The following is an 18,803-nucleotide window of genomic DNA, read 5'->3' as shown; positions in this document are numbered from 1 at the left end:
CGATGTTGCGATCCAAAGCATCATGGCTGTCATTGAGCGCTTTTCTGTTCGATTTTCTGGCCGTGGCGGCTGCGTGGTTGTTGGCGTACCTGGTGCGATTCAATGGCAGCATCCCGCCTGACTTTGTAAGTGGCGCGCTGACAGCGCTCGTCTGGGTGCTCCCTGTCTATGCGTTGATGTTCCACGTGTTCGGCCTGTATCGCGGCCTGTGGGTATTTGCGAGCTTGCCCGACCTGATGCGCATTTCGAAGGCGCTCGCGGGCGGCGGGATGATCGTGATGATCGGCGCGGTAATGTTTCAGCCGACGCCGATCATTCCGCGTTCCGTTCTGCTTGTCTTCCCGTTGATGCTGTTCCTGTTTATGGGCGGCGCGCGCGCGCTGTATCGTGCGACCAAGGAGTTTTACCTGTACGGCGGCCTCGTCGGGCAGGGCAAGCCCGTACTTGTGCTCGGCGCGGGTACGGCCGGTGCGAACCTCGCGCGCGAGTTGTCGCGCTCGGGCGAGTGGCGCCTCGTCGGGTTGCTCGACGACGATGTCACGAAGCACGGTCGCGAGGTGTACGGCTACAAGGTGCTCGGGGCGATCGACGACCTGGCCTACTGGACCGAGGCGTCGAAGATCGAATACGCAATCATCGCGATCCCGTCGGCCACGGTCGAAGTCCAGCGCCGTGTCGTGACCCTTTGTGTGCGCGCCAGGGTGAAGGCGCTGGTGCTGCCGTCGCTGACGACATTGATGCCGGGCCAGGGCTTCCTGTCGCAAGTGCGTCATATCGATCTCGAGGACCTGCTCGGCCGCGAGGCCGTCACGATCGATACGCCGCACGTCGAGGCGTTGCTGCGCGGTCGCGTCGTGATGATCACGGGAGCGGGCGGGTCGATCGGGTCTGAATTGTGCCGGCAGATCCTGCGTTTCGCCCCTGCACAACTGATCGCGTTCGACTTGTCCGAGTACGCGATGTACCGGCTGACCGAAGAGTTGCACGAGCGCTTCCCGGAGCAGCCGGTTGTGCCGATCATCGGCGATGCGAAGGATTCGCTGCTGCTCGATCAGGTGATGTCGCGCCACGCGCCGCACATTGTGTTCCACGCCGCCGCGTACAAGCACGTGCCGTTGATGGAAGAGCACAATGCGTGGCAGGCGCTGCGCAACAATGTGCTCGGCACGTACCGTGTCGCGCGCGCGGCGATCCGGCATGATGTGCGCCATTTCGTACTGATCTCGACCGACAAGGCCGTCAACCCGACCAATGTGATGGGCGCAAGCAAGCGCCTCGCGGAAATGGCGTGCCAGGCGCTGCAGCAGACGAGCGAGCGCACGCAGTTCGAGACGGTGCGGTTCGGTAACGTACTCGGCAGCGCGGGCAGCGTGATCCCGAAATTCCAGGAGCAGATCGCGAAAGGGGGGCCGGTGACGGTCACACATCCGGAGATCACGCGTTTCTTCATGACGATCCCGGAGGCTTCGCAACTGGTGTTGCAGGCATCGAGCATGGGCCGGGGCGGCGAGATCTTCATCCTCGACATGGGACAGCCCGTGAAGATTGTCGACCTCGCGCGCGACCTGATCCGCCTGTGCGGTTTCTCAGAAGAGCAGATTCGCATCGAGTTCACTGGCCTGCGGCCGGGCGAGAAGCTCTACGAGGAATTGCTCGCTGACGACGAGACGACGACGCGCACGCCGCACCCGAAACTGAGGATCGCGCGCGCGCGCGAGGTACCCGGTGACCTGCTCGCCGAACTGCTGCCGTGGCTGATGCAGCATCGTGTGCTCGGCGACGATGAGGTTCGCCGCGATTTGCGGCGCTGGGTGCCGGAATACCAGTCGGTTGCCGCGCCGGTATTGCAGAGCGTGCCGACGCGCTCGGCATCGAGCCGTTGACACGCGGCTCGTCGCGATGACGGTAGGGCCGCCTCGCACTTGGCTGCGGAAGAATCAGCCGCGTCCGGTTCGACGGCGCACCGCGCGACCGCAATCCGATTGAGCCGGCGGGCGCGGCGAGCGCCATTTCAAGGCTTGCGCCGCGTCTTTCGCACCACCATCCATCGCGGCACCTTGAACCGCACGATACTCACATAAAGCCACACATAGGTGAGCGCGAACAGCACGACGAACGTGAACAGGTGGGCCGTGTGTCGCCAAAACAGCGTCGCAGGAATCACGGCCACGAGGCACAACAGCCACAGATACGGCGATGTCAGCGAATTCCGGCGCGTCAGGTCGTGCGCATGCTTGGTTCCCACCGCCCAGCGCATCAGCCGCTTGTACACCAGCATGTGCAGGTGCACGCCGTCCGGAATGCCGGGCGAGATCCCGCGGATGAATTTCTTCCGGTAGATCGAGAAGCAGGTCTCGAAGATCGGATACATGAACAGCAGCACCGGATACCAGGCCGACACCTCGCGATGCCGCATCACGAGCAGGATCGCGAGTTCCGCGAGCATGAAGCCGATGAAGTAGGCGCCGCCGTCGCCGAGGAAGATCAGCCCCGCCGGGAAGTTCCAGATGAAAAAGCCCATGATCGCGCCCATCATGATCAGCGAGCCGGACAGCACGACCGGGTCGCCGACCTGGAACGCGACGTAGGCGAGCGAGGCGAACATCATGAACGCCACCATCGAGGCGAGCCCGTTGAAGCCGTCGATGATGTTGATCGCGTTCGCGAGCGCCGCGACCGCGAGCACGGTGACGACCGCGGAGATCGCGACATAGCCGAGCACGAAGTCGAGCGGCGGCACGCTGATCCGGGTGATCGCGATGCCGAGCAGTCCGAACGCGAGCGCGGCCGCGGCCATCGTGCAGATGAGCCGCGCGAGCGGCGAGACCTTCTTGGTCAGGTCCTCGACGAGCCCCGAGGCGAAGGCCGGCGCGCCGCAGGCGGCCAGCCCGAAGATACTGCCCGCGACCGCCGGATAGCGGCGCGACAGCAGCAGCGCGCCGACCGTGAGGCCGAGCACGATGCCGATCCCGCCGACCCGCGGCACGGGCCGGACGTGGAATTTCTGCACGCCGGCGAGATCGCCGTCGATCGAGAATTTCTCGTGCAGGTGCGCGTAGCGGATGACGAGCAGCGTGACGAGCAGGGAAGCGAGGAAACCGGCGGCGAAGCTGAGCATGGATGCGCTCGGAAGAGGGACAGCGGATTATACAAAACCCAGCGGGTTGTTTTCCTGCCAGCGCCAATGGTCGGCGCACATGCGCTCGATGCCGAATTCGGCGCGCCAGCCGAGCAGTTCGGCCGCGGCGGCCGGGTTCGCGTAGCACTCGGCGACGTCGCCGGGGCGGCGCGCGACCAGTTCGTAGGGCACCGGCCGGCCGGATGCCTGCTCGAACGCGCGCACCACGTCGAGCACGCTGTAGCCCTGCCCGGTGCCGAGGTTGACGACGAAGCTCGCGTCGCGCGCGACGAGCGCGTCGAGCGCGGCGAGGTGCCCGCGCGCGAGGTCGACCACATGGATGTAGTCGCGCACGCCGGTGCCGTCATGCGTCGGGTAGTCGCTGCCGAACACGCGCAGCCGTTCGAGCTTGCCGACCGCGACCTGCGCGACGTACGGCATCAGGTTGTTCGGGATGCCGGCCGGATCCTCGCCGATCAACCCGCTCGCGTGCGCGCCGACCGGGTTGAAATAGCGCAGCGTCGCGATTCGCCAGCTCGGGTCGGCGCGCTCCGCGTCGCGCAGGATCTGCTCGGCCATCAGCTTGGTCTGCCCGTACGGATTGGTGGCCGACAGCGGCGCCTGCTCGTCGATCGGCGAGCGCTCGGGCACGCCGTAGACGGTCGCCGACGAGCTGAACACCATGTGCCGGACGTCGCGCGCGTGCATGACCTTGAGCAGCGCGAGCAGGCTGTCGAGGTTGTTGCGGTAGTAGTCGAGCGGCTTCGCGACCGATTCGCCGACGGCCTTGAGCGCCGCGAAGTGGATCGCCGCGCGGATCGGGTGCGCGTCGAACACGCGCGCGAGCGCGGCTTCGTCGCAGACGTCGATCGGATAGAACGCGGGCGTCTTGCCCGTGATCGCGGCGATCCGTTCGAGCGCCGCGCGCTTGCTGTTGACGAGGTTGTCGGCGATCACGACGTCGTAGCCGTGTTCGAGCAGTTCGACCACGGTGTGCGAGCCGATGTAGCCCGCCCCGCCCGTGACGAGTATCGTGCCTTGTGCGTTCATTTTTCTGAGTTCCTCAGAGTGAGGCGCCCGTCTGGGCGCGGATCGTATCCTGGTAGCGCGCGACGACGCGCGCCTCGTCGAACTCGTCGGCGACCTTGCGCCGGCCTCGTTCCCCCATCGCGCGTCGCGCGGCGGGGTCCATCGACAGCATCCGTTCCAGCTGGCCGGCGAGGCTCGCGCTGTCGCGCACCGCGCACAGCAGGCCAGTCACGCCGTCGTCGACCACGTCGCGGCAGCCGGGTACGTCGGTGGCGACGATCGGGCGGCCCATCGCCGACGCTTCCATCAGCGTGCGCGGCACGCCTTCGCGGTACGACGGCAGCACCACGCAGTCGGCCGCCGCGATATGCGGCCGCACGTCGTGCGCCTCGCCGAGATATTCGATCACGCCTTCGCCGACCCACGCGTCCACGTCCGCCCGGCCGATGGCGCTCGGATTGTCGACGCCGAGCGGCCCGAGCAGCTGGAAGCGCGCGCGCGGTTCGCGTGCGCGCACGATGCGGGCCGCCTCGACGTATTCGCGCACGCCTTTGTCCCACAGCAGGCGGCCGATCAGGATGAACACGGGCGCGTCGCCGGCGGGCAGCGGCGCGGGCGCGAACTGTTCGAGATCGACGCCTTCGCCATGCAGGAGCCGCGCGCGCGCCGGATGGGCGAGCAGCCGTTCGCGCTCGAAGGTGGCGAGGTCGTCGCGGTTCAGGAACCAGACCTCGCGCGGGAACCGGAACGCGAACCGGTACAGCCGCTTCGCGACCTGGGCCGCGCGGCTCGGCTGGATGAACACGTAGCCGAGCCCGGTGGTCACCGCGATCGACGGCACGCGCGCGAGCCACGCGGCGATCGAGCCGTAGATGTTCGGCTTGATCGTGTAGTGGAACACGAGGTGCGGCCGGATCGCCCGGTAGTGCCGGTACAGCGCGGCGAGCGTGCGCAGGTCCTGGCGCGGATCGGTGCCTTTCGAGGCGACGGGCAGCTCCAGGTAACGGCAGCCCATCGCGATCAGCGGCTCGACCGTGCGGTCGCGCGGCGCGAGCACGGTCACCTGCGCGCCGCGCGCGACGAGCATCCGCAGCAGCCCGTGGCGGTAGGTGTGGATCGCCCAGGCGGTATTGCAGACGAGGACGATGCGCAATGGCGTGGCAAGGCTCATGAAAAAATTCGCAAAAAAATCGGGGCGCGCATCAGGCGGAGCGGTTCGCGCCGAACAGCGCGCGCTTGATCCGCTGCAGCATCCGGTACGGGGTCACGAAGTGCAGCAGGTTCTTCGCGAGCCCGGCCCAGTCGTACGGGTTGAGCGGGTTGAAATGGCGCAGCAGCAACGCGAGCGTCGAGCCGACCTGGCGCCGCCGCTTCGTCGCGCTGATCCCGCCCTCGTTCAGCTCATAGTACAGCCCGAGCTCCGGCAGGTTGGCGCAATCGTAGCGCGCCATCAGTCTCAAAAACAGATCGAGATCCTCGGCCGCGCGATAGTGCGCGCGATAGTTGCCGACCGCGCGCACGGCGTCGATCCGCAGCATCATCGACGGATGCACGAACGGCGAGCGGAAGAAGCGCGTGCGGCGCAGCGCGGCGGGCTCGGCGGGCGGCGTGAGCATGAACAGCGGCCGGCCGTCGCGGCTCACCACCTGGGTCCACATGCCGAGGCCCGCGACCCGCGGGTTCGCCTCGAGATACGCGAACTGCCTGGCGAGCCGGCCCGGCGCGGCGAGGTCGCCCGCGTCGATGCGCGCCGCGTAGCGGAAGCCGCGCGCGGCGAGCGCGTCGATGCCCGCCGCGAGCGCGCGCTCGATGCCGACGTTGCGCGGCATCCGCAGCACCTCGACGACGAGGCCCGGCAGTGTCGGCGCGACGATCGGCGGCGTGCTGCCGTCGTCGACGATCAGGACGTGGACGCGCGCGTCCTCGCGGAACGAGGCGAGCGTGCGCGCGACGTCGTCGCCTCCGTTGTAGACGGGCATCAGCACGGCGACGTCATCGAGCGCGGCGCGCGGGGAGGAGGTGGGCGTCATGGGCGCAGCTTGAAACGGATGTAGTGGAAATTGACGGCCGCCGCCGCCAGGTAGCCGGCGGCGAGGCCGACCAGCGCGCCGTACAGGCCGAGCCGGGGAATCGCGACGAGGTTGACGAGCGCGGCGCACGCGAGCGCGAGCAGCCATTTGGTCAGCAGCACGAATTTCGCCTGGTACTTGAGCACGATGAGATTGCCGATCGCCTCGATGCCGGCCGGGACGGACAGCCACACGGCCCAGCGGAAGATCTCGACCGAGGCTTCGTAGCCGGGCCCGAACACGCGGCCGATGATCACGCCGGCGAGCAGGTCGAGCACGAGCGCGCCCGCGGCCATCAGCGCGGCCGTCATGGCGATCAGCCGCCACACGTTGCGGCGCAGGCGCGCGAGATCCTGGACCCGGTACACGAACGCGGGCGCGAGGGTCTGCGCGAGCATCAGCGCTAGCGTGATCCAATTTTCGTTCAGTTGCTGCGCGGCCGCGTAGCGGCCCAGCTCGGCGAACGACACGTGGCGCTCGAGCATCAGCCGGTCGAGCTTCAGGAACAGGTACATGCAGATGAGGCCGAGCCAGAACACCGTGCCCGCGGTCGCGAAGTGGCGGAACAGCGGGCGGTCGAGGCGCCAGCCGAGCCTGCCGCCATGGCGGCGCCGGTAGTAGAGCAGCAGCGCCGCGCCGATCGCGGCGGCCTCGAGCGCCCACAGCCAGCCGAACCGCGCGGGCGCGGCGGCGGCCCGCACCAGCAGCCACACCAGCAGCGCCTTGGCGAGCGCGGCGGCCATGCTCGCGAGCAGCTGCGGCTTGCTGTAGGTCATGCTCTGCAGCCACGCGTTGATCACGCCGACGAACGGCTCGCGCAGCACCATCGTCACCGCGAGGCCGGCCAGCATCGCGCCGACGAGCGGATCGACGAGCCCCGCCGCGATGCCGGCCCAGGTCAGCGCGAGCGCCGCGACCGACACCACGAAGCGCAGCGCGAACGCGCTGCCGAGCACCGCGCCGAGCTGCGCGGGCGGGCGCTGGACGATGGTCGGCACGAGGATTTCCGCGCCGCAGACCCAGGTGAGCGGCGCGAGCACCAGCAGCAGCGTGTTCGCGTACTGCCACTTGCCGAACACGTCCGGCCCGAAATAGCGCGCGAGCAGGCCGCTGATCGCGATCGCGACGCCGATCTGCGTGAGCCGTTCGAGGCCCAGCCAGACCAGATTGGCGACGGCCTTGGCGACGTCGGGGTTGGCGATGCGCGCGAGCAGGGGTTTCAGCATCGGTGACGGGGCGGGAATGTACGCAAGATGACCGCGCCGGCCGCTTTTGCGCGCGACTTTGCTGCATTGAAGCATCCAGGCATTAGAATGGCGCGATCCGCGTTTCTGAAACCGGCCATTATAAGTGGGATCGGGCCCGTTCCTCACCTGATCCGGCCCGCGCCGGCCGGCGCGGCGGCCAGATTTTTACATGCACGACAGAGAGTGAATCGATGATTTCGCAATCCATTTTCAAGGCGTATGACATTCGGGGCGTGATCGGCAAGACGCTCGACGTGGGCGTCGCGCGGTCGATCGGCCTCGCATTCGGCAGCGAAGTGCGCGCCCAGGGCGGCGACGCGGTCGTGGTGGCCCGCGACGGACGCCTGTCCGGGCCGGATCTCATCGGTGCGCTGGCCGACGGCCTGCGCACCGCGGGCGTCGACGTGGTCGACGTCGGCATGGTGCCGACCCCCGTCGGCTATTTCGGCGCGAGCGTGCCGCTCGCGCTCGCGGGCGGCGAGCGCCGCATCGACTCCTGCATCGTCGTCACGGGCAGCCACAACCCGCCCGATTACAACGGCTTCAAGATGGTGCTGCGTGGCGCGGCGATCTACGGCGAGCAGATCCAGGCGCTGTACCGGCGCATCGTCGCGAACGATTTCGCGTCGGGCAGCGGCAGCTACGAGCAATGCGACCTGGCCGACGCCTACCTCGAGCGCATCGTCGGCGACATCAAGCTCGCGCGTCCGCTCAAGCTCGTCGTCGACACCGGCAACGGCGTCGCGGGCCAGCTCGCGCCGCGCCTGTTCAAGGCGCTCGGCTGCGAGGTGGTCGAGCTGTTCACCGAGATCGACGGCCATTTCCCGAACCACCACCCGGATCCGGCGCACCCGGAGAACCTGCAGGACGTGATCCGCGCGCTGCGCGAGACCGATGCGGAGATCGGCTTCGCGTTCGACGGCGACGGCGACCGCCTGGGCGTCGTCACGAAGGACGGCCAGATCATCTATCCGGACCGCCAGCTGATGCTGTTCGCCGAGGAAGTGCTGTCGCGCAACCCGGGCGCGCAGATCATCTACGACGTGAAGTGCACGCGCAATCTCGCGCAATGGGTGCGCGAGAAGGGCGGCGAGCCGCTGATGTGGAAGACCGGCCACTCGCTCGTGAAGGCGAAGCTGCGCGAGACGGGCGCGCCGCTCGCGGGCGAGATGAGCGGCCACGTGTTCTTCAAGGACCGCTGGTATGGCTTCGACGACGGCCTCTATACCGGCGCGCGGCTGCTCGAGATCCTCGCGCGCGTCGCCGATCCGAGCGCGCTGCTGAACGGCCTGCCCAATTCGATCTCGACGCCCGAGCTGCAACTGAAGCTCGAGGAAGGCGAGAACGTGAAGCTGATCGACGCGCTGCGCGCGAATGCGCGCTTCGACGGCGCGGACGAGATCGTGACGATCGACGGCCTGCGCGTCGAGTACCCCGACGGCTTCGGGCTCGCGCGCTCGTCGAACACGACGCCCGTCGTCGTGCTGCGCTTCGAGGCGACCAGCGAGGCCGGAATCGAGCGCATCAAGGCGGCGTTCCGCGCCGCGCTGACGGCCGCCAAGCCGGACGCGCAGCTGCCGTTCTGAGCGAAGCCGGGCGTGCGCCCGGCGGCCCGCGCCGGTTGCGCGGGCGCAAGTTCGGCCCCGAAAGCGGCGCGGCGCGCGAGCGCGCGCCGCTTTTTGCCGTTCTCCGAGCCGCATCGCGATAAAATCCCCCCTTTCTGCCCCTGCCGGCCGTTCGCCGGCTTTTTTTCAGCGTGCAAAAGATTCTGATCGTGCGGGTGTCGTCGCTGGGCGACGTCGTGCACAACATGCCGGTGATCGCCGATATCCGGCGCCGGCATCCCGATGCGCAAATCGACTGGCTCGTCGAGGAAAGCTTCGCCGACCTCGTGCGGCTCGTCGACGGCGTGCGCAACGTCCTGCCGTTCTCGCTGCGCCGCTGGCGCAAGCGGCTCGGCTCGGGCGCGACCTGGCGCGAGATCGGCGCGTTCCGGCGCCGGCTCGCCGAGGAGCACTACGATCTCGTGATCGATTGCCAGGGCCTGATCAAGACCGCGTGGATCGCGAGCTGGGCGCGCGGCCCGCTCGTCGGGCTCGGCAACCGGACCGACGGCGCGGGCTACGAGTGGCCGGTGCGCTTCTTCTACGACCGGCGCGTGCCGATCGCGCCGCGCACCCACGTGGTCGAGCGCTCGCGCCAGCTGGCCGCGGCCGCGCTCGGCGATCCGGCGCCCGCGCCCACCGATCCGATCGCGTTCGGCCTCGACACGGGCGCGGCGGCGCGCGCGCTGGCGGCGCTCGACCTGAACCTGCCGGTGCCCTACGTGGTGTTCGTGCATGCGACCTCGCGCGCCGACAAGCAGTGGCCGGACGCCGCGTGGCGCGAGCTGGGCCAGGCGCTGGTGCGGCGCGGCGCGTCGCTCGTGCTGCCGTGGGGCAACGAGGCCGAGCGGATCACGAGCGAGCGGCTCGCGGCGGGCTTCGGCGCGGCCGCGATCGTGCCGCCGCGCCTGTCGCTGCCCGCGGTGGTGGGCCTGATCGACGGCGCGGCCGCGACCGTCGGGGTTGACACAGGTCTGGTTCACATTGCCGCCGCGCTGAAGCGGCCGACCGTCGAACTGTACAATTTCGCCACGGCCTGGCGCACCGGCGGCTACTGGTCGCCCAACGTCGTCAATCTCGGCACGGCCGGCCAGCCGGCGTCGCTGGCGCAGGTCCAGGCCGCGCTCGAGGCATTCGGCCTCCTGTAATTCACCCAGGCGATCATGAGCGAATCCCAGATCATCGAAGTGGCGTCCGCGGATTGGAGCGGGCGCAATCTTTCCGTGCCGCGCGAGCAGCTGCTCGCCGCGGTCGAGACCGGCAAGGTGCTGTACTTTCCGAACCTGCGCTTCGCGATCGAAGGCGGCGAGGAAGCGCTGCTCGATCCCGCGCTCGCGGACCCGAAGCGCAAGAACATCAGCCTCGCGCCGAACGGCGGCGCGCTCGCGGGCGTGCTCGGCGACAGCGTCATGCAGTCGGCGGTGCGCGCGCTCGTCGCGCGCTTCCAGCAGCAGGCGGGCTCGCTCGTCGACGGCCTCTTTCCCGAGTATCGCGGCCGGCTGCGCGTCGCGCCGACGAGCCTGCGCCTGATGCAGGTCGAGACCCGCCAGACGTCCTGGCGCAAGGACGACAGCCGGCTCCACGTCGACGCGTTCCCGTCGCGGCCGAACTACGGCGAGCGGATCCTGCGCGTGTTCACCAACGTGAATCCGGCCGGCGCGCCGCGCGTGTGGCGGGTCGGCGAGCCGTTCGAGGCGGTCGCGCGGCGCTTTTTGCCGCACATCAGGCCGCAGCTGCCGGGCGCCGCGTGGCTGTTCGACCTGCTGCACGTGACGAAGTCGAAGCGCAGCGCGTACGACCACCTGATGCTGAACCTGCACGACCGCATGAAGGCCGATCTCGACTACCAGCGCGACAGCGCGCAGGAAACCATGCCGTTCCCGCCCGGCAGCGTGTGGATCTGCTTCTCCGACCAGACCTCGCACGCGGTGATGTCCGGACAATTCATGATGGAGCAGACCTTCTTCCTGCCCGTCGAGGCGATGGCGCGCCCCGAGTGCGCGCCGCTCGGCATCCTCGAGCGCCTGCAAGGCAGGGCGCTGGTTTGAGCGCGCGCCTCTCGATGCGGGCGGGCTCGCGATGCTGAGGGCGATCTATCGCGCTTTGTGGTGGATCGTCGCGCCGCTCGCCGTGCTGCGGCTGTGGGTGCGTTCGCGGCGCGAGCGGGGCTATCGCGAGCACATCGCCGAGCGCTTCGGCCGTCGCGACGCGCATGCGCTGGCCGCGCGCGGCCCGGACGACGCCGCGCCGCTGATCTGGATTCATGCGGTGTCGGTCGGCGAAACGCGCGCCGCGCAGCCGCTCGTCGAGGCCCTGCTGGCCGCGCGGCCCGACGCGAAGATCCTGCTGACCCACATGACGCCCGGCGGCCGCGCGACGGGCGAACAGCTGTTCGGCGCGCGCGTGCTGCGCTGCTATCTGCCGTACGACATGCCGCACCTGGTGCGCCGGTTCCTGCGCGCGTGGCGGCCGGCGCTCGGCCTCGTGATGGAGACCGAGGTGTGGCCGACGCTGATCGACGAATGCCGTCGCGCGGACGTGCCGCTCGTGCTGACCAATGCGCGGATGTCGGCGCGCTCGTACCGGCGCGCCGCGCGCTTCGGCGCGGCGGCGCGCGACGTGTTCGGCGGCTTCGCGCGGGTGCTCGCGCAGAGCCCGGCCGACGCGGAGCGCCTGAGCGCGCTGGGCGCGCGCCAGGTCGCGGTGCTCGGCAACCTGAAATTCGACATGACGACGCCGCCCGAACTGGCGGCGCGCGGGCGCGCCTGGCGCGCCGCGATCGGCGCGCGGCCGGTGTGGGTCGCGGCGAGCACGCGGGAAGGCGAGGAAGCGCTGGTGCTGCAGGCGTTCGCGGCGCTCGCGACGCCGGGTGCGCTGCTGATCCTCGTGCCGCGTCATCCGCAGCGTTTCGACGAGGTGGCGGCGCTGGTCGAGCGCTGCGGCCTCAGCTGCGCGCGCCGCTCCGCGTGGGCGCCCGGCGCGGCGCCGGCGGCGTCCGAGCGCGTGGCGCCCGCCGCGCTGCCGGCCGACGTCGCGGTGCTGCTCGGCGATTCGATGGGCGAGCTGGGTGCGTACTACGCGGCGTCCGACGTCGCGTTCATCGGCGGCAGCTTGCTGCCGCTCGGCGGCCAGAACCTGATCGAGGCCTGCGCGGTCGGCGTGCCGGTGCTGATCGGGCCGCACGTGTTCAATTTCACGCAGGCCACGGCCGACGCCGTCGCGGCCGGCGCGGCCGAGCAGGTGCGCGATCCCGCGGATCTCGCGCGCGCGCTCGACGCGCTGTTCGCCGATCGCGCCCGGCGCGTCGCGATGGGCGCGGCGGCCGCCGCGTTCGCCGCGCGCCATCGCGGCGCGACCGCGCGCACGCTCGACGTGCTGCTCGCGCGCCTGCCCGATCCCGCGTAAGCGTTCGACGCGCGCGGCCTGCCGGCTACAGCCGCAGCAGGCCGCGCCGCTCGATGAACGCGACCACCTCGGCCACGCCGTCGAGCGTCTTCAGATTGGTCATCACGTAAGGGCGCGCGGCGCGCATCTTCTCCGTATCCGCGGCCATGACCTCGAGGCTCGCGCCGACCATCGGCGCGAGATCGGTCTTGTTGATCACGAGCAGGTCCGACTTGGTGATGCCGGGGCCGCCCTTGCGCGGGATCTTCTCGCCGCCCGCGACGTCGATCACGTAGATCGTCAGGTCCGACAGCTCGGGGCTGAAGGTCGCGGCCAGGTTGTCGCCGCCCGATTCGATGAACACGATGTCCGCGTCGGGGAAGCGCGCGAGCATGCGTTCCACGGCTTCCAGGTTGATCGACGCGTCTTCGCGGATCGCCGTGTGCGGGCAGCCGCCCGTCTCGACCCCCATGATCCGTTCCTCGGGCAGCGCGCCCGCCACGGTCAGCAGGCGCTGGTCTTCCTTCGTGTAGATGTCGTTGGTGATCGCGACGAGGTCGTACTGCGCGCGCATCGCCTTGCACAGCATTTCGAGCAGCGTGGTCTTGCCGGAGCCGACCGGGCCGCCGATGCCGACGCGCAGCGGCGGCAGCTTCTTGGTGCGACGGGCTGGGGAGGAGGGCGAGGATGCATTCATGATCGTGGGCTCAGGAGCGGAACAGCCGGGAGTATTGCGCTTCGTGACGCGCGGACAGGATGCCGAGCTGCGGCGCGAAGGTGTTGAGCGCGTCGGGCGCGATGGCGAGCGCGCGCGCCACGGCATCGCGGATCGGCGCGCGCAGCGCGACCAGGATCTTCTGGCCGGCCAGCTGGCCGAGCGGCACGGCCTTCAAGGCGGCGGCGGTCTGGTTCTCGATCCAGCCGAAGGCATAGGCGGTCAGCGTCGCGTCGGCGCGCGCGTCGTGCGCGGCGGCCGCGAACGCGAACGCAGTCGGCAGCGCGATCGGCCTGAGCGCGGCGAGCGTCGCGCGGCGCGCCGCGTCGCCCCATTCGAGCGACGCGCACAGCTGCGCGAGCGACCAGCCCATCTGTTCGGTCTCGCGCCGCAGCTCCGACGACTCCCGGCTCGCGACGAACTCCTCGTTGGCCGCCGCGAGCCCGGGCGCGTCGTGCTCGCGCCAGCGCGCGAGCTGGTGCGCGACGAACGGCAGCTCGCCGTGCGCGAGCACGTCCGCGAGGCCGCTCGCGATCCAGTCGCGCGCGCTGTCGGCGTCGCGGATCAGCTGCGCGTCGAGCGCGGCTTCCAGCCCCTGCGAATAGCTGAATGCGCCGATCGGCAGCGCCGGCGAGGCGAGATGCAGCAGCGCGAGCAGTTCAGCGGTGTCCATGGCCGTGCGTATGCGAGCACGACGGGCCATGCTGGTGGTCGTGGTCGTGGTCGTGGTCGTGGTCGTGGTCGTGCGAGTGCGAGTGCGAGTGCGAGTGCCCGTGGCGTTCGTCGAACACCTGCTGCGCGAGCGCATAGTCCTCCGCGAAGCTCGCGTCGTGGCCGTGGCGATGGCCGCCGCCGTATGCGCCGGCCTCCGGATGGAACGGCGCGTCGACCCGCTCGACCGTCGCACCGACCCGCGCGAGCATGTCGGCCAGCACCGGATCGTATTCGAGCGTCAGGCGGTCCGCGCCGATCTCGACGGGCGTGTGCCGGTTGCCGAGGTGGTACGCGGCGCGCGTGAGCGTGAGCGGGTCCGGCGCGCGCACGCGCAGCACCGCCTCGGCGGCCGCCGCGACGCGCACGAGGCCGCCGTCGTCCGCGACCAGCACGTCGCCGTCGCGCAGGATGGTGCCGCGCGGCAGCAGCAGCGCGACCGCCTCGCCGTCGTCGAGGGTCGCGGCGAGCCGGCTGCGGCAGCGCGCGTCGTAGGGGAGCGTGAGCACCGGCGCGCGCGCGACGAGCGAGGCGGCGAGTTTCACGTGCGGAGCGATGCGTTTGTCGAGCGTGCGCATGGGCGGAAGCGGAAACGTCAGAACAGGAAATAGCGCTGCGCCATCGGCAGCACGGCCGCGGGTTCGCAGGTCAGCAGCTGGCCGTCGGCCACCACGTCGTAGGTCTCGGGATCGACGCTGATCGACGGCCGCCATGCGTTGTGGATCATGTCGGCCTTGGTCACGGTGCGGCAGCCGCGCACCGGCACCACGTGCTTCGCGAGCCCGTAGCGCGCGGCGATGCCGGCGTCCGCCGCGAGCTGCGACACGAAGGTGAGCGAGGTGCGCGCGAGCGCGCCGCCGCGCGTGGCGAACATCTCGCGGTAGTGGACAGGCTGCGGCGTCGGGATCGACGCGTTCGGGTCGCCCATCTGGGCCAGCGCGATCATGCCGCCCTTGAGCACCATCGCGGGCTTGACGCCGAAGAACGCGGGCTCCCACAGCACGAGATCCGCCCACTTGCCGGGCTCGATCGAGCCGACCTCGTGCGCGATGCCGTGCGTGAGCGCCGGATTGATCGTGTACTTCGCGACGTAGCGCTTGGCGCGGAAATTGTCGTTGCGCGCGCCGTCCCCGGGCAGCGCGCCGCGCTGCACCTTCATCTTGTGCGCCGACTGCCAGGTGCGGAGGATCACCTCGCCCACCCGTCCCATCGCCTGCGAATCCGACGACACCATCGACAGCGCGCCGAGGTCGTGCAGGATGTCCTCGGCCGCGATCGTCTCGCGGCGGATCCGCGATTCGGCGAAGGCGAGATCCTCGGCGATCGACGGGTCGAGGTGGTGGCACACCATCAGCATGTCGAGATGCTCGTCGAGCGTGTTGATCGTGTAGGGCCGGGTCGGATTGGTCGACGAGGGCAGCACGTTCAGCTCGCCGCACACCTTGAGGATGTCGGGCGCATGGCCGCCGCCCGCGCCCTCGGTGTGGTAGGTGTGGATCGTGCGGCCCTTGAACGCCGCGACCGTCGATTCGACGAAGCCGGCTTCGTTGAGCGTGTCGGTGTGGATCGCGACCTGGGTGTCGGTGTCGTCGGCCACCGACAGGCAGGTGTCGATCGCGGCCGGCGTGGTGCCCCAGTCCTCGTGCAGCTTGAGGCCGATCGCGCCCGCCGCGATCTGCTCGACGAGCGGCTGCGCGAGGCTTGCATTGCCCTTGCCGAGGAAGCCGAGATTGATCGGCCAGCCGTCGGCCGCCTGCAGCATGCGCTCCAGGTGCCAGGGCCCGGGCGTGCAGGTGGTCGCGTTGGTGCCGGCCGCGGGGCCGGTGCCGCCGCCCAGCATGGTCGTGACGCCCGAGGCGAGCGCTTCCTCGATCTGCTGCGGGCAGATGAAGTGGATGTGCGTATCGATGCCGCCCGCGGTCACGATCATGCCTTCGCCCGCGATGATCTCGGTGGCCGCGCCGATCGCGATCGTCACGCCGGGCTGGATGTCCGGATTGCCGGCCTTGCCGATCGCCGCGATCCGGCCGCCCTTCAGCGCGATGTCCGCTTTCACGATGCCCCAGTGATCGAGGATCACCGCGTTGGTGATCACGGTGTCGGCGACCTCGGCGGCGTTGCGCTGCGACTGGCCCATGCCGTCGCGGATCACCTTGCCGCCGCCGAATTTCACTTCTTCGCCGTAGATCGTGCAGTCGCGCTCGATCTCGATCAACAGCTCGGTATCCGCGAGGCGCACGCGGTCGCCCGTGGTCGGGCCGAACATTTCCGCGTACGCGCGGCGGCTCAGGCGCAGTGTCATGGTGGGAATTCCGTGGAGGAGCGGGCGCGGCGCTTACAGCGGCCCCGCCACCTTGCCTTGAAAGCCGTGCACGATGCGCGCGCCGGCCAGCTCGACCAGCTCGACCGTGCGCGTCTGGCCCGGCTCGAAGCGCACGGCCGTGCCGGCCGCGATGTTGAGCCGGAAGCCGCGCGCGGCCGCGCGATCGAACGCCAGCGCATCGTTGACTTCGTGGAAGTGATAGTGGGAGCCGACCTGCACGGGCCGGTCGCCGGCGTTCGCCACCGTCAGCACGATCGTGTGGCGGCCCACGTTGAGTTCGTGCTCGCCGGGGTCGGTCAGGATTTCGCCCGGAATCATGCGGCCTCCACGGCGGCGGGGGGACAACGGTCACGCATGGCGGCCTTCACGGAATCGGATGGTGGACGGTGACGAGCTTCGTGCCGTCGGGAAAGGTCGCTTCGACCTGGATGTCGGGAATCATCTCCGGCACGCCGTCCATCACGTCGTCGCGGTTCAGGAGCGTGGTGCCGTAGTGCATGACTTCCGCGACGGTCCTGCCGTCGCGCGCCGCTTCCATCAGCGCGGCGGTGATGAACGCGACCGCCTCCGGATAGTTGAGCTTCAGCCCGCGCGCCCGGCGACGCTCCGCGAGCAGCGCGGCGGTGAAGATCAACAGCTTGTCCTTTTCGCGGGGCGTCAGCTTCATGAAAGATCGATTATCAGGAAAACGTAATATATTTGCGCGCGCAACCGTCTCGATCGCGCGCGGCTATCGTAGCACCGCATGCGGCGTCGCGGCACATGACAGATCACGTGTATCAGCAAGGGACATGCCATGCCGGATTTCGGCGCGGTTGCGCGTCGCGGCGGTGCCCGGCCGCACCGCGTTGGCGCGGTGCGGCCCGGAGGTGCGTCAGCGTGGTGCGGATTTCAGGTTTGCCACAGTCGCAGCGGCATCGCGTCGACGCCGTGCACGCGCGGACGCAGTTGCATCCACAGCTGCGTGAACAGCTGCTGGAGCGCTTCGGTCGAATGCGCGAGCGCGCGCACGATCACGACGCCGGGCGTCACGCAGGTCGCGCCGGCGCGCAGCGCGGCGTCGAACGGCAGGGCGGGCGCGAGCGCTTCGGCGAGCGCCGCGTCGCAGGCGTCGCCGAGCGCCCACAGCGTGCCGTACACGGGGAAGCCGTCGAGCCCTTGCAGCGCGTCGCGCAGCGGGTCGTCGGCCTGCAGGTGGGCGCGCTCGACCCACAGCGCGGCGCCGTCGGCGCCCGCGAAGCGCGCGTAGGAAGCGATCCGCCCCGCGCGCCAGGTTTCGCCGGCCGCCTGCCTGCCGAGCTGCGACACGTCCCAGCCGAGCGCGCTCGCGCCCGCACCGAGACGCAGCGTGAATTCGAGCGACGCGTGCGTGGCATCGAAGAACAGGTTGTTCTGCGGCAGCCAGTCGAGCTTCGCGCGCGCGCCGACGTCGAGCGCGATGCGCTGGCGCGCGTCGAGATCGTTCGACTTGTACCACTTGGTCGCGCCGGGCGTGGTCAGCACCGCGTGCGCGTCGTCGCCGAGCCGGATCCGCACGTCGAGGCGGTCGCCGCCCGCGACGCCGCCGGGCGGATGCACGATCACCGCATGGCAGACGGCCTCGCCTTCCGGGTAGAGCGCGCGCTGCACGCGCAGCGGGCCGTCGTGCAGCCGGTGCGTGAGGGTCGTGCGCGCGCCGCGCCGCTCGAAACCGAGTTCGAGGCGGGCGCGCCACGACTTGGCGGAGGCGGGGGCGGGCGGGGTGTGGGGATCGTGGGCGGACATCGGCGCAATCGGGACAAACGGCGCGCCCATGCTACAGGATGCGCGGCGGTTCGGCACGAGGGCTTTGCGCGGCGAGTCGCACGCGGCGTATCCGGTGCGGTCGGCGCGCGGCGGATCGGCCCGGGTCAACACCGCCGACACCGCTCACACCGCGATCAACTCGCGCACGCCATGCGCCTCCATATCGCGGCCCGCGCCGCCCGCGACGATCTCGCCCCGGCTCATCACCCAGTAGTGGTCCGCGATCGCCCGTGCGAAATCGTAATACTGCTCGACCAGCAGCACCGTCATCCCCGCTTCCTCGACCAGCTGCCGCAGCGTGCGGCCGATGTCCTGGATGATCGACGGCTGGATGCCCTCGGTCGGTTCGTCGAGGATCAGCAGCTCCGGCTCGCTCATCAGCGCGCGGCCGATCGCGAGCTGCTGTTGCTGGCCGCCCGACAGGTCGCCGCCGCGGCGCGCGCGCATGTCCTTCAGCACCGGGAACAGGCGATAGATGCGTTCGGGGATCCGCGCGGGCGCCTTGCGGCTCGCCGCGCCGACCAGCAGGTTTTCCTCGACGGTCAGCCGCGGAAAGATGTCGCGGCCCTGCGGCACGTAGGCGAGGCCCGCCCCGACGCGCGCATACGGCGGCAGCGCGCCGAGCGCGCGCTCGCGCCATGCGATGCGGCCGCTCTGCGCGGGCACCACGCCCATCAGGCAGCGCAGCAGCGTGGTCTTGCCGACGCCGTTGCGGCCGAGCAGCACGGTCAGCTCGCCCGCGCGCGCCGACAGGCCCACGTTGCGCAGGATATGGCTGCCGCCGTAGTACTGGTTGAGACCTTCGATCGTCAGCATCG

18 protein-coding genes are annotated in these 18,803 nt (G+C 69.9%); 5 read left to right on the top strand and 13 right to left on the bottom strand.

Annotated elements, in window-relative coordinates; all coding sequences use genetic code 11:
- The first annotated feature begins 2 nt into the window (after positions 1-2).
- A complete protein-coding gene (locus AC1RQF_RS26140) occupies positions 3-1,883 on the top strand; it encodes a polysaccharide biosynthesis protein (protein WP_274001583.1) in 1,881 nt (626 codons plus the stop codon).
- Positions 1,884-2,011: 128 nt separating this feature from the next.
- On the opposite strand, the gene AC1RQF_RS26135 is transcribed toward AC1RQF_RS26140, so the two are convergent.
- The 5 genes from AC1RQF_RS26135 to AC1RQF_RS26115 are packed head-to-tail and all read right to left on the bottom strand — an operon-like array spanning position 2,012 to position 7,517.
- Positions 2,012-3,118, bottom strand: coding sequence for an MraY family glycosyltransferase (locus tag AC1RQF_RS26135; RefSeq protein WP_274001584.1), 1,107 nt, complete (start codon positions 3,116-3,118; stop codon positions 2,012-2,014).
- A 27-nt stretch (positions 3,119-3,145) separates the two neighbouring features.
- Positions 3,146-4,168: a UDP-glucose 4-epimerase GalE gene (galE, locus tag AC1RQF_RS26130; protein WP_274001587.1), complete on the bottom strand. Its 1,023-nt coding sequence runs from the start codon at positions 4,166-4,168 to the stop codon at positions 3,146-3,148.
- A 13-nt stretch (positions 4,169-4,181) separates the two neighbouring features.
- The gene (locus tag AC1RQF_RS26125) at positions 4,182-5,318 is read right to left on the bottom strand and encodes a glycosyltransferase family 4 protein (protein ID WP_274001590.1); all 1,137 of its coding nucleotides are present in this window, start codon (positions 5,316-5,318) and stop codon (positions 4,182-4,184) included.
- 31 nt (positions 5,319-5,349) lie between these two features.
- Entirely contained in the window at positions 5,350-6,177 is an 828-nt protein-coding gene (locus tag AC1RQF_RS26120; RefSeq protein ID WP_274001591.1) for a glycosyltransferase, read from the bottom strand.
- Positions 6,174-7,517, bottom strand: coding sequence for a lipopolysaccharide biosynthesis protein (locus AC1RQF_RS26115; protein WP_492873278.1), 1,344 nt, complete (start codon positions 7,515-7,517; stop codon positions 6,174-6,176). Before AC1RQF_RS26115 ends, AC1RQF_RS26120 begins: the two co-directional genes overlap by 4 nt.
- 137 nt (positions 7,518-7,654) lie before the next feature.
- On the opposite strand from AC1RQF_RS26115, the gene AC1RQF_RS26110 reads away from it, so the two are divergent.
- From AC1RQF_RS26110 to waaA, 4 genes are all read left to right on the top strand, one after another.
- On the top strand, positions 7,655-9,049 hold the full coding sequence (locus AC1RQF_RS26110) for a phosphomannomutase/phosphoglucomutase (protein ID WP_492873277.1): 1,395 nt from the start codon (positions 7,655-7,657) through the stop codon (positions 9,047-9,049).
- Positions 9,050-9,219: 170 nt separating this feature from the next.
- Positions 9,220-10,215 (top strand): lipopolysaccharide heptosyltransferase I, encoded by a 996-nt coding sequence (gene waaC, locus AC1RQF_RS26105; protein WP_274001597.1) that lies wholly within the window; start codon positions 9,220-9,222, stop codon positions 10,213-10,215.
- 15 nt (positions 10,216-10,230) lie between these two features.
- Positions 10,231-11,115 carry a Kdo hydroxylase KdoO gene (gene kdoO / locus AC1RQF_RS26100; RefSeq protein ID WP_274001598.1) on the top strand — a complete coding sequence of 295 codons (885 nt, stop codon included), beginning with the start codon at positions 10,231-10,233 and terminating at the stop codon, positions 11,113-11,115.
- A 31-nt stretch (positions 11,116-11,146) separates the two neighbouring features.
- Complete coding sequence (waaA, locus tag AC1RQF_RS26095) at positions 11,147-12,472, top strand: lipid IV(A) 3-deoxy-D-manno-octulosonic acid transferase (protein ID WP_274001600.1); 1,326 nt, start codon at positions 11,147-11,149, stop codon at positions 12,470-12,472.
- Positions 12,473-12,497: 25 nt separating this feature from the next.
- Here the strand turns inward: waaA and ureG are convergent, their stop codons facing one another.
- The 8 genes from ureG to urtE form a co-directional block, all read right to left on the bottom strand.
- A complete protein-coding gene (gene ureG, locus AC1RQF_RS26090) occupies positions 12,498-13,148 on the bottom strand; it encodes an urease accessory protein UreG (RefSeq protein WP_274001602.1) in 651 nt (216 codons plus the stop codon).
- 10 nt (positions 13,149-13,158) lie between these two features.
- Entirely contained in the window at positions 13,159-13,839 is a 681-nt protein-coding gene (locus AC1RQF_RS26085; protein ID WP_274001603.1) for an urease accessory protein UreF, read from the bottom strand.
- Positions 13,826-14,455, bottom strand: a complete 630-nt coding sequence (ureE, locus tag AC1RQF_RS26080; RefSeq protein WP_492873276.1) for an urease accessory protein UreE — start codon at positions 14,453-14,455, stop codon at positions 13,826-13,828. The genes AC1RQF_RS26085 and ureE overlap by 14 nt, the downstream gene beginning before the upstream one ends.
- Before the next feature lie 17 nt (positions 14,456-14,472).
- Positions 14,473-16,179: an urease subunit alpha gene (gene ureC, locus AC1RQF_RS26075; RefSeq protein ID WP_492873275.1), complete on the bottom strand. Its 1,707-nt coding sequence runs from the start codon at positions 16,177-16,179 to the stop codon at positions 14,473-14,475.
- 33 nt (positions 16,180-16,212) lie between these two features.
- A complete protein-coding gene (locus tag AC1RQF_RS26070; RefSeq protein ID WP_274001610.1) occupies positions 16,213-16,518 on the bottom strand; it encodes an urease subunit beta in 306 nt (101 codons plus the stop codon).
- A 46-nt stretch (positions 16,519-16,564) separates the two neighbouring features.
- Entirely contained in the window at positions 16,565-16,867 is a 303-nt protein-coding gene (locus AC1RQF_RS26065) for an urease subunit gamma (protein ID WP_274001612.1), read from the bottom strand.
- 224 nt (positions 16,868-17,091) lie between these two features.
- The gene (locus AC1RQF_RS26060; protein ID WP_492873274.1) at positions 17,092-17,964 is read right to left on the bottom strand and encodes an urease accessory protein UreD; all 873 of its coding nucleotides are present in this window, start codon (positions 17,962-17,964) and stop codon (positions 17,092-17,094) included.
- Positions 17,965-18,108: 144 nt separating this feature from the next.
- Positions 18,109-18,801 (bottom strand): urea ABC transporter ATP-binding subunit UrtE, encoded by a 693-nt coding sequence (urtE, locus tag AC1RQF_RS26055; protein ID WP_274001615.1) that lies wholly within the window; start codon positions 18,799-18,801, stop codon positions 18,109-18,111.
- Between the last annotated feature and the right edge of the window lie 2 nt (positions 18,802-18,803).

The organism is Burkholderia sp. GW821-FHT14F03 (assembly GCF_058803765.1).
This window is presented reverse-complemented; position numbering and strand designations above follow the sequence as displayed.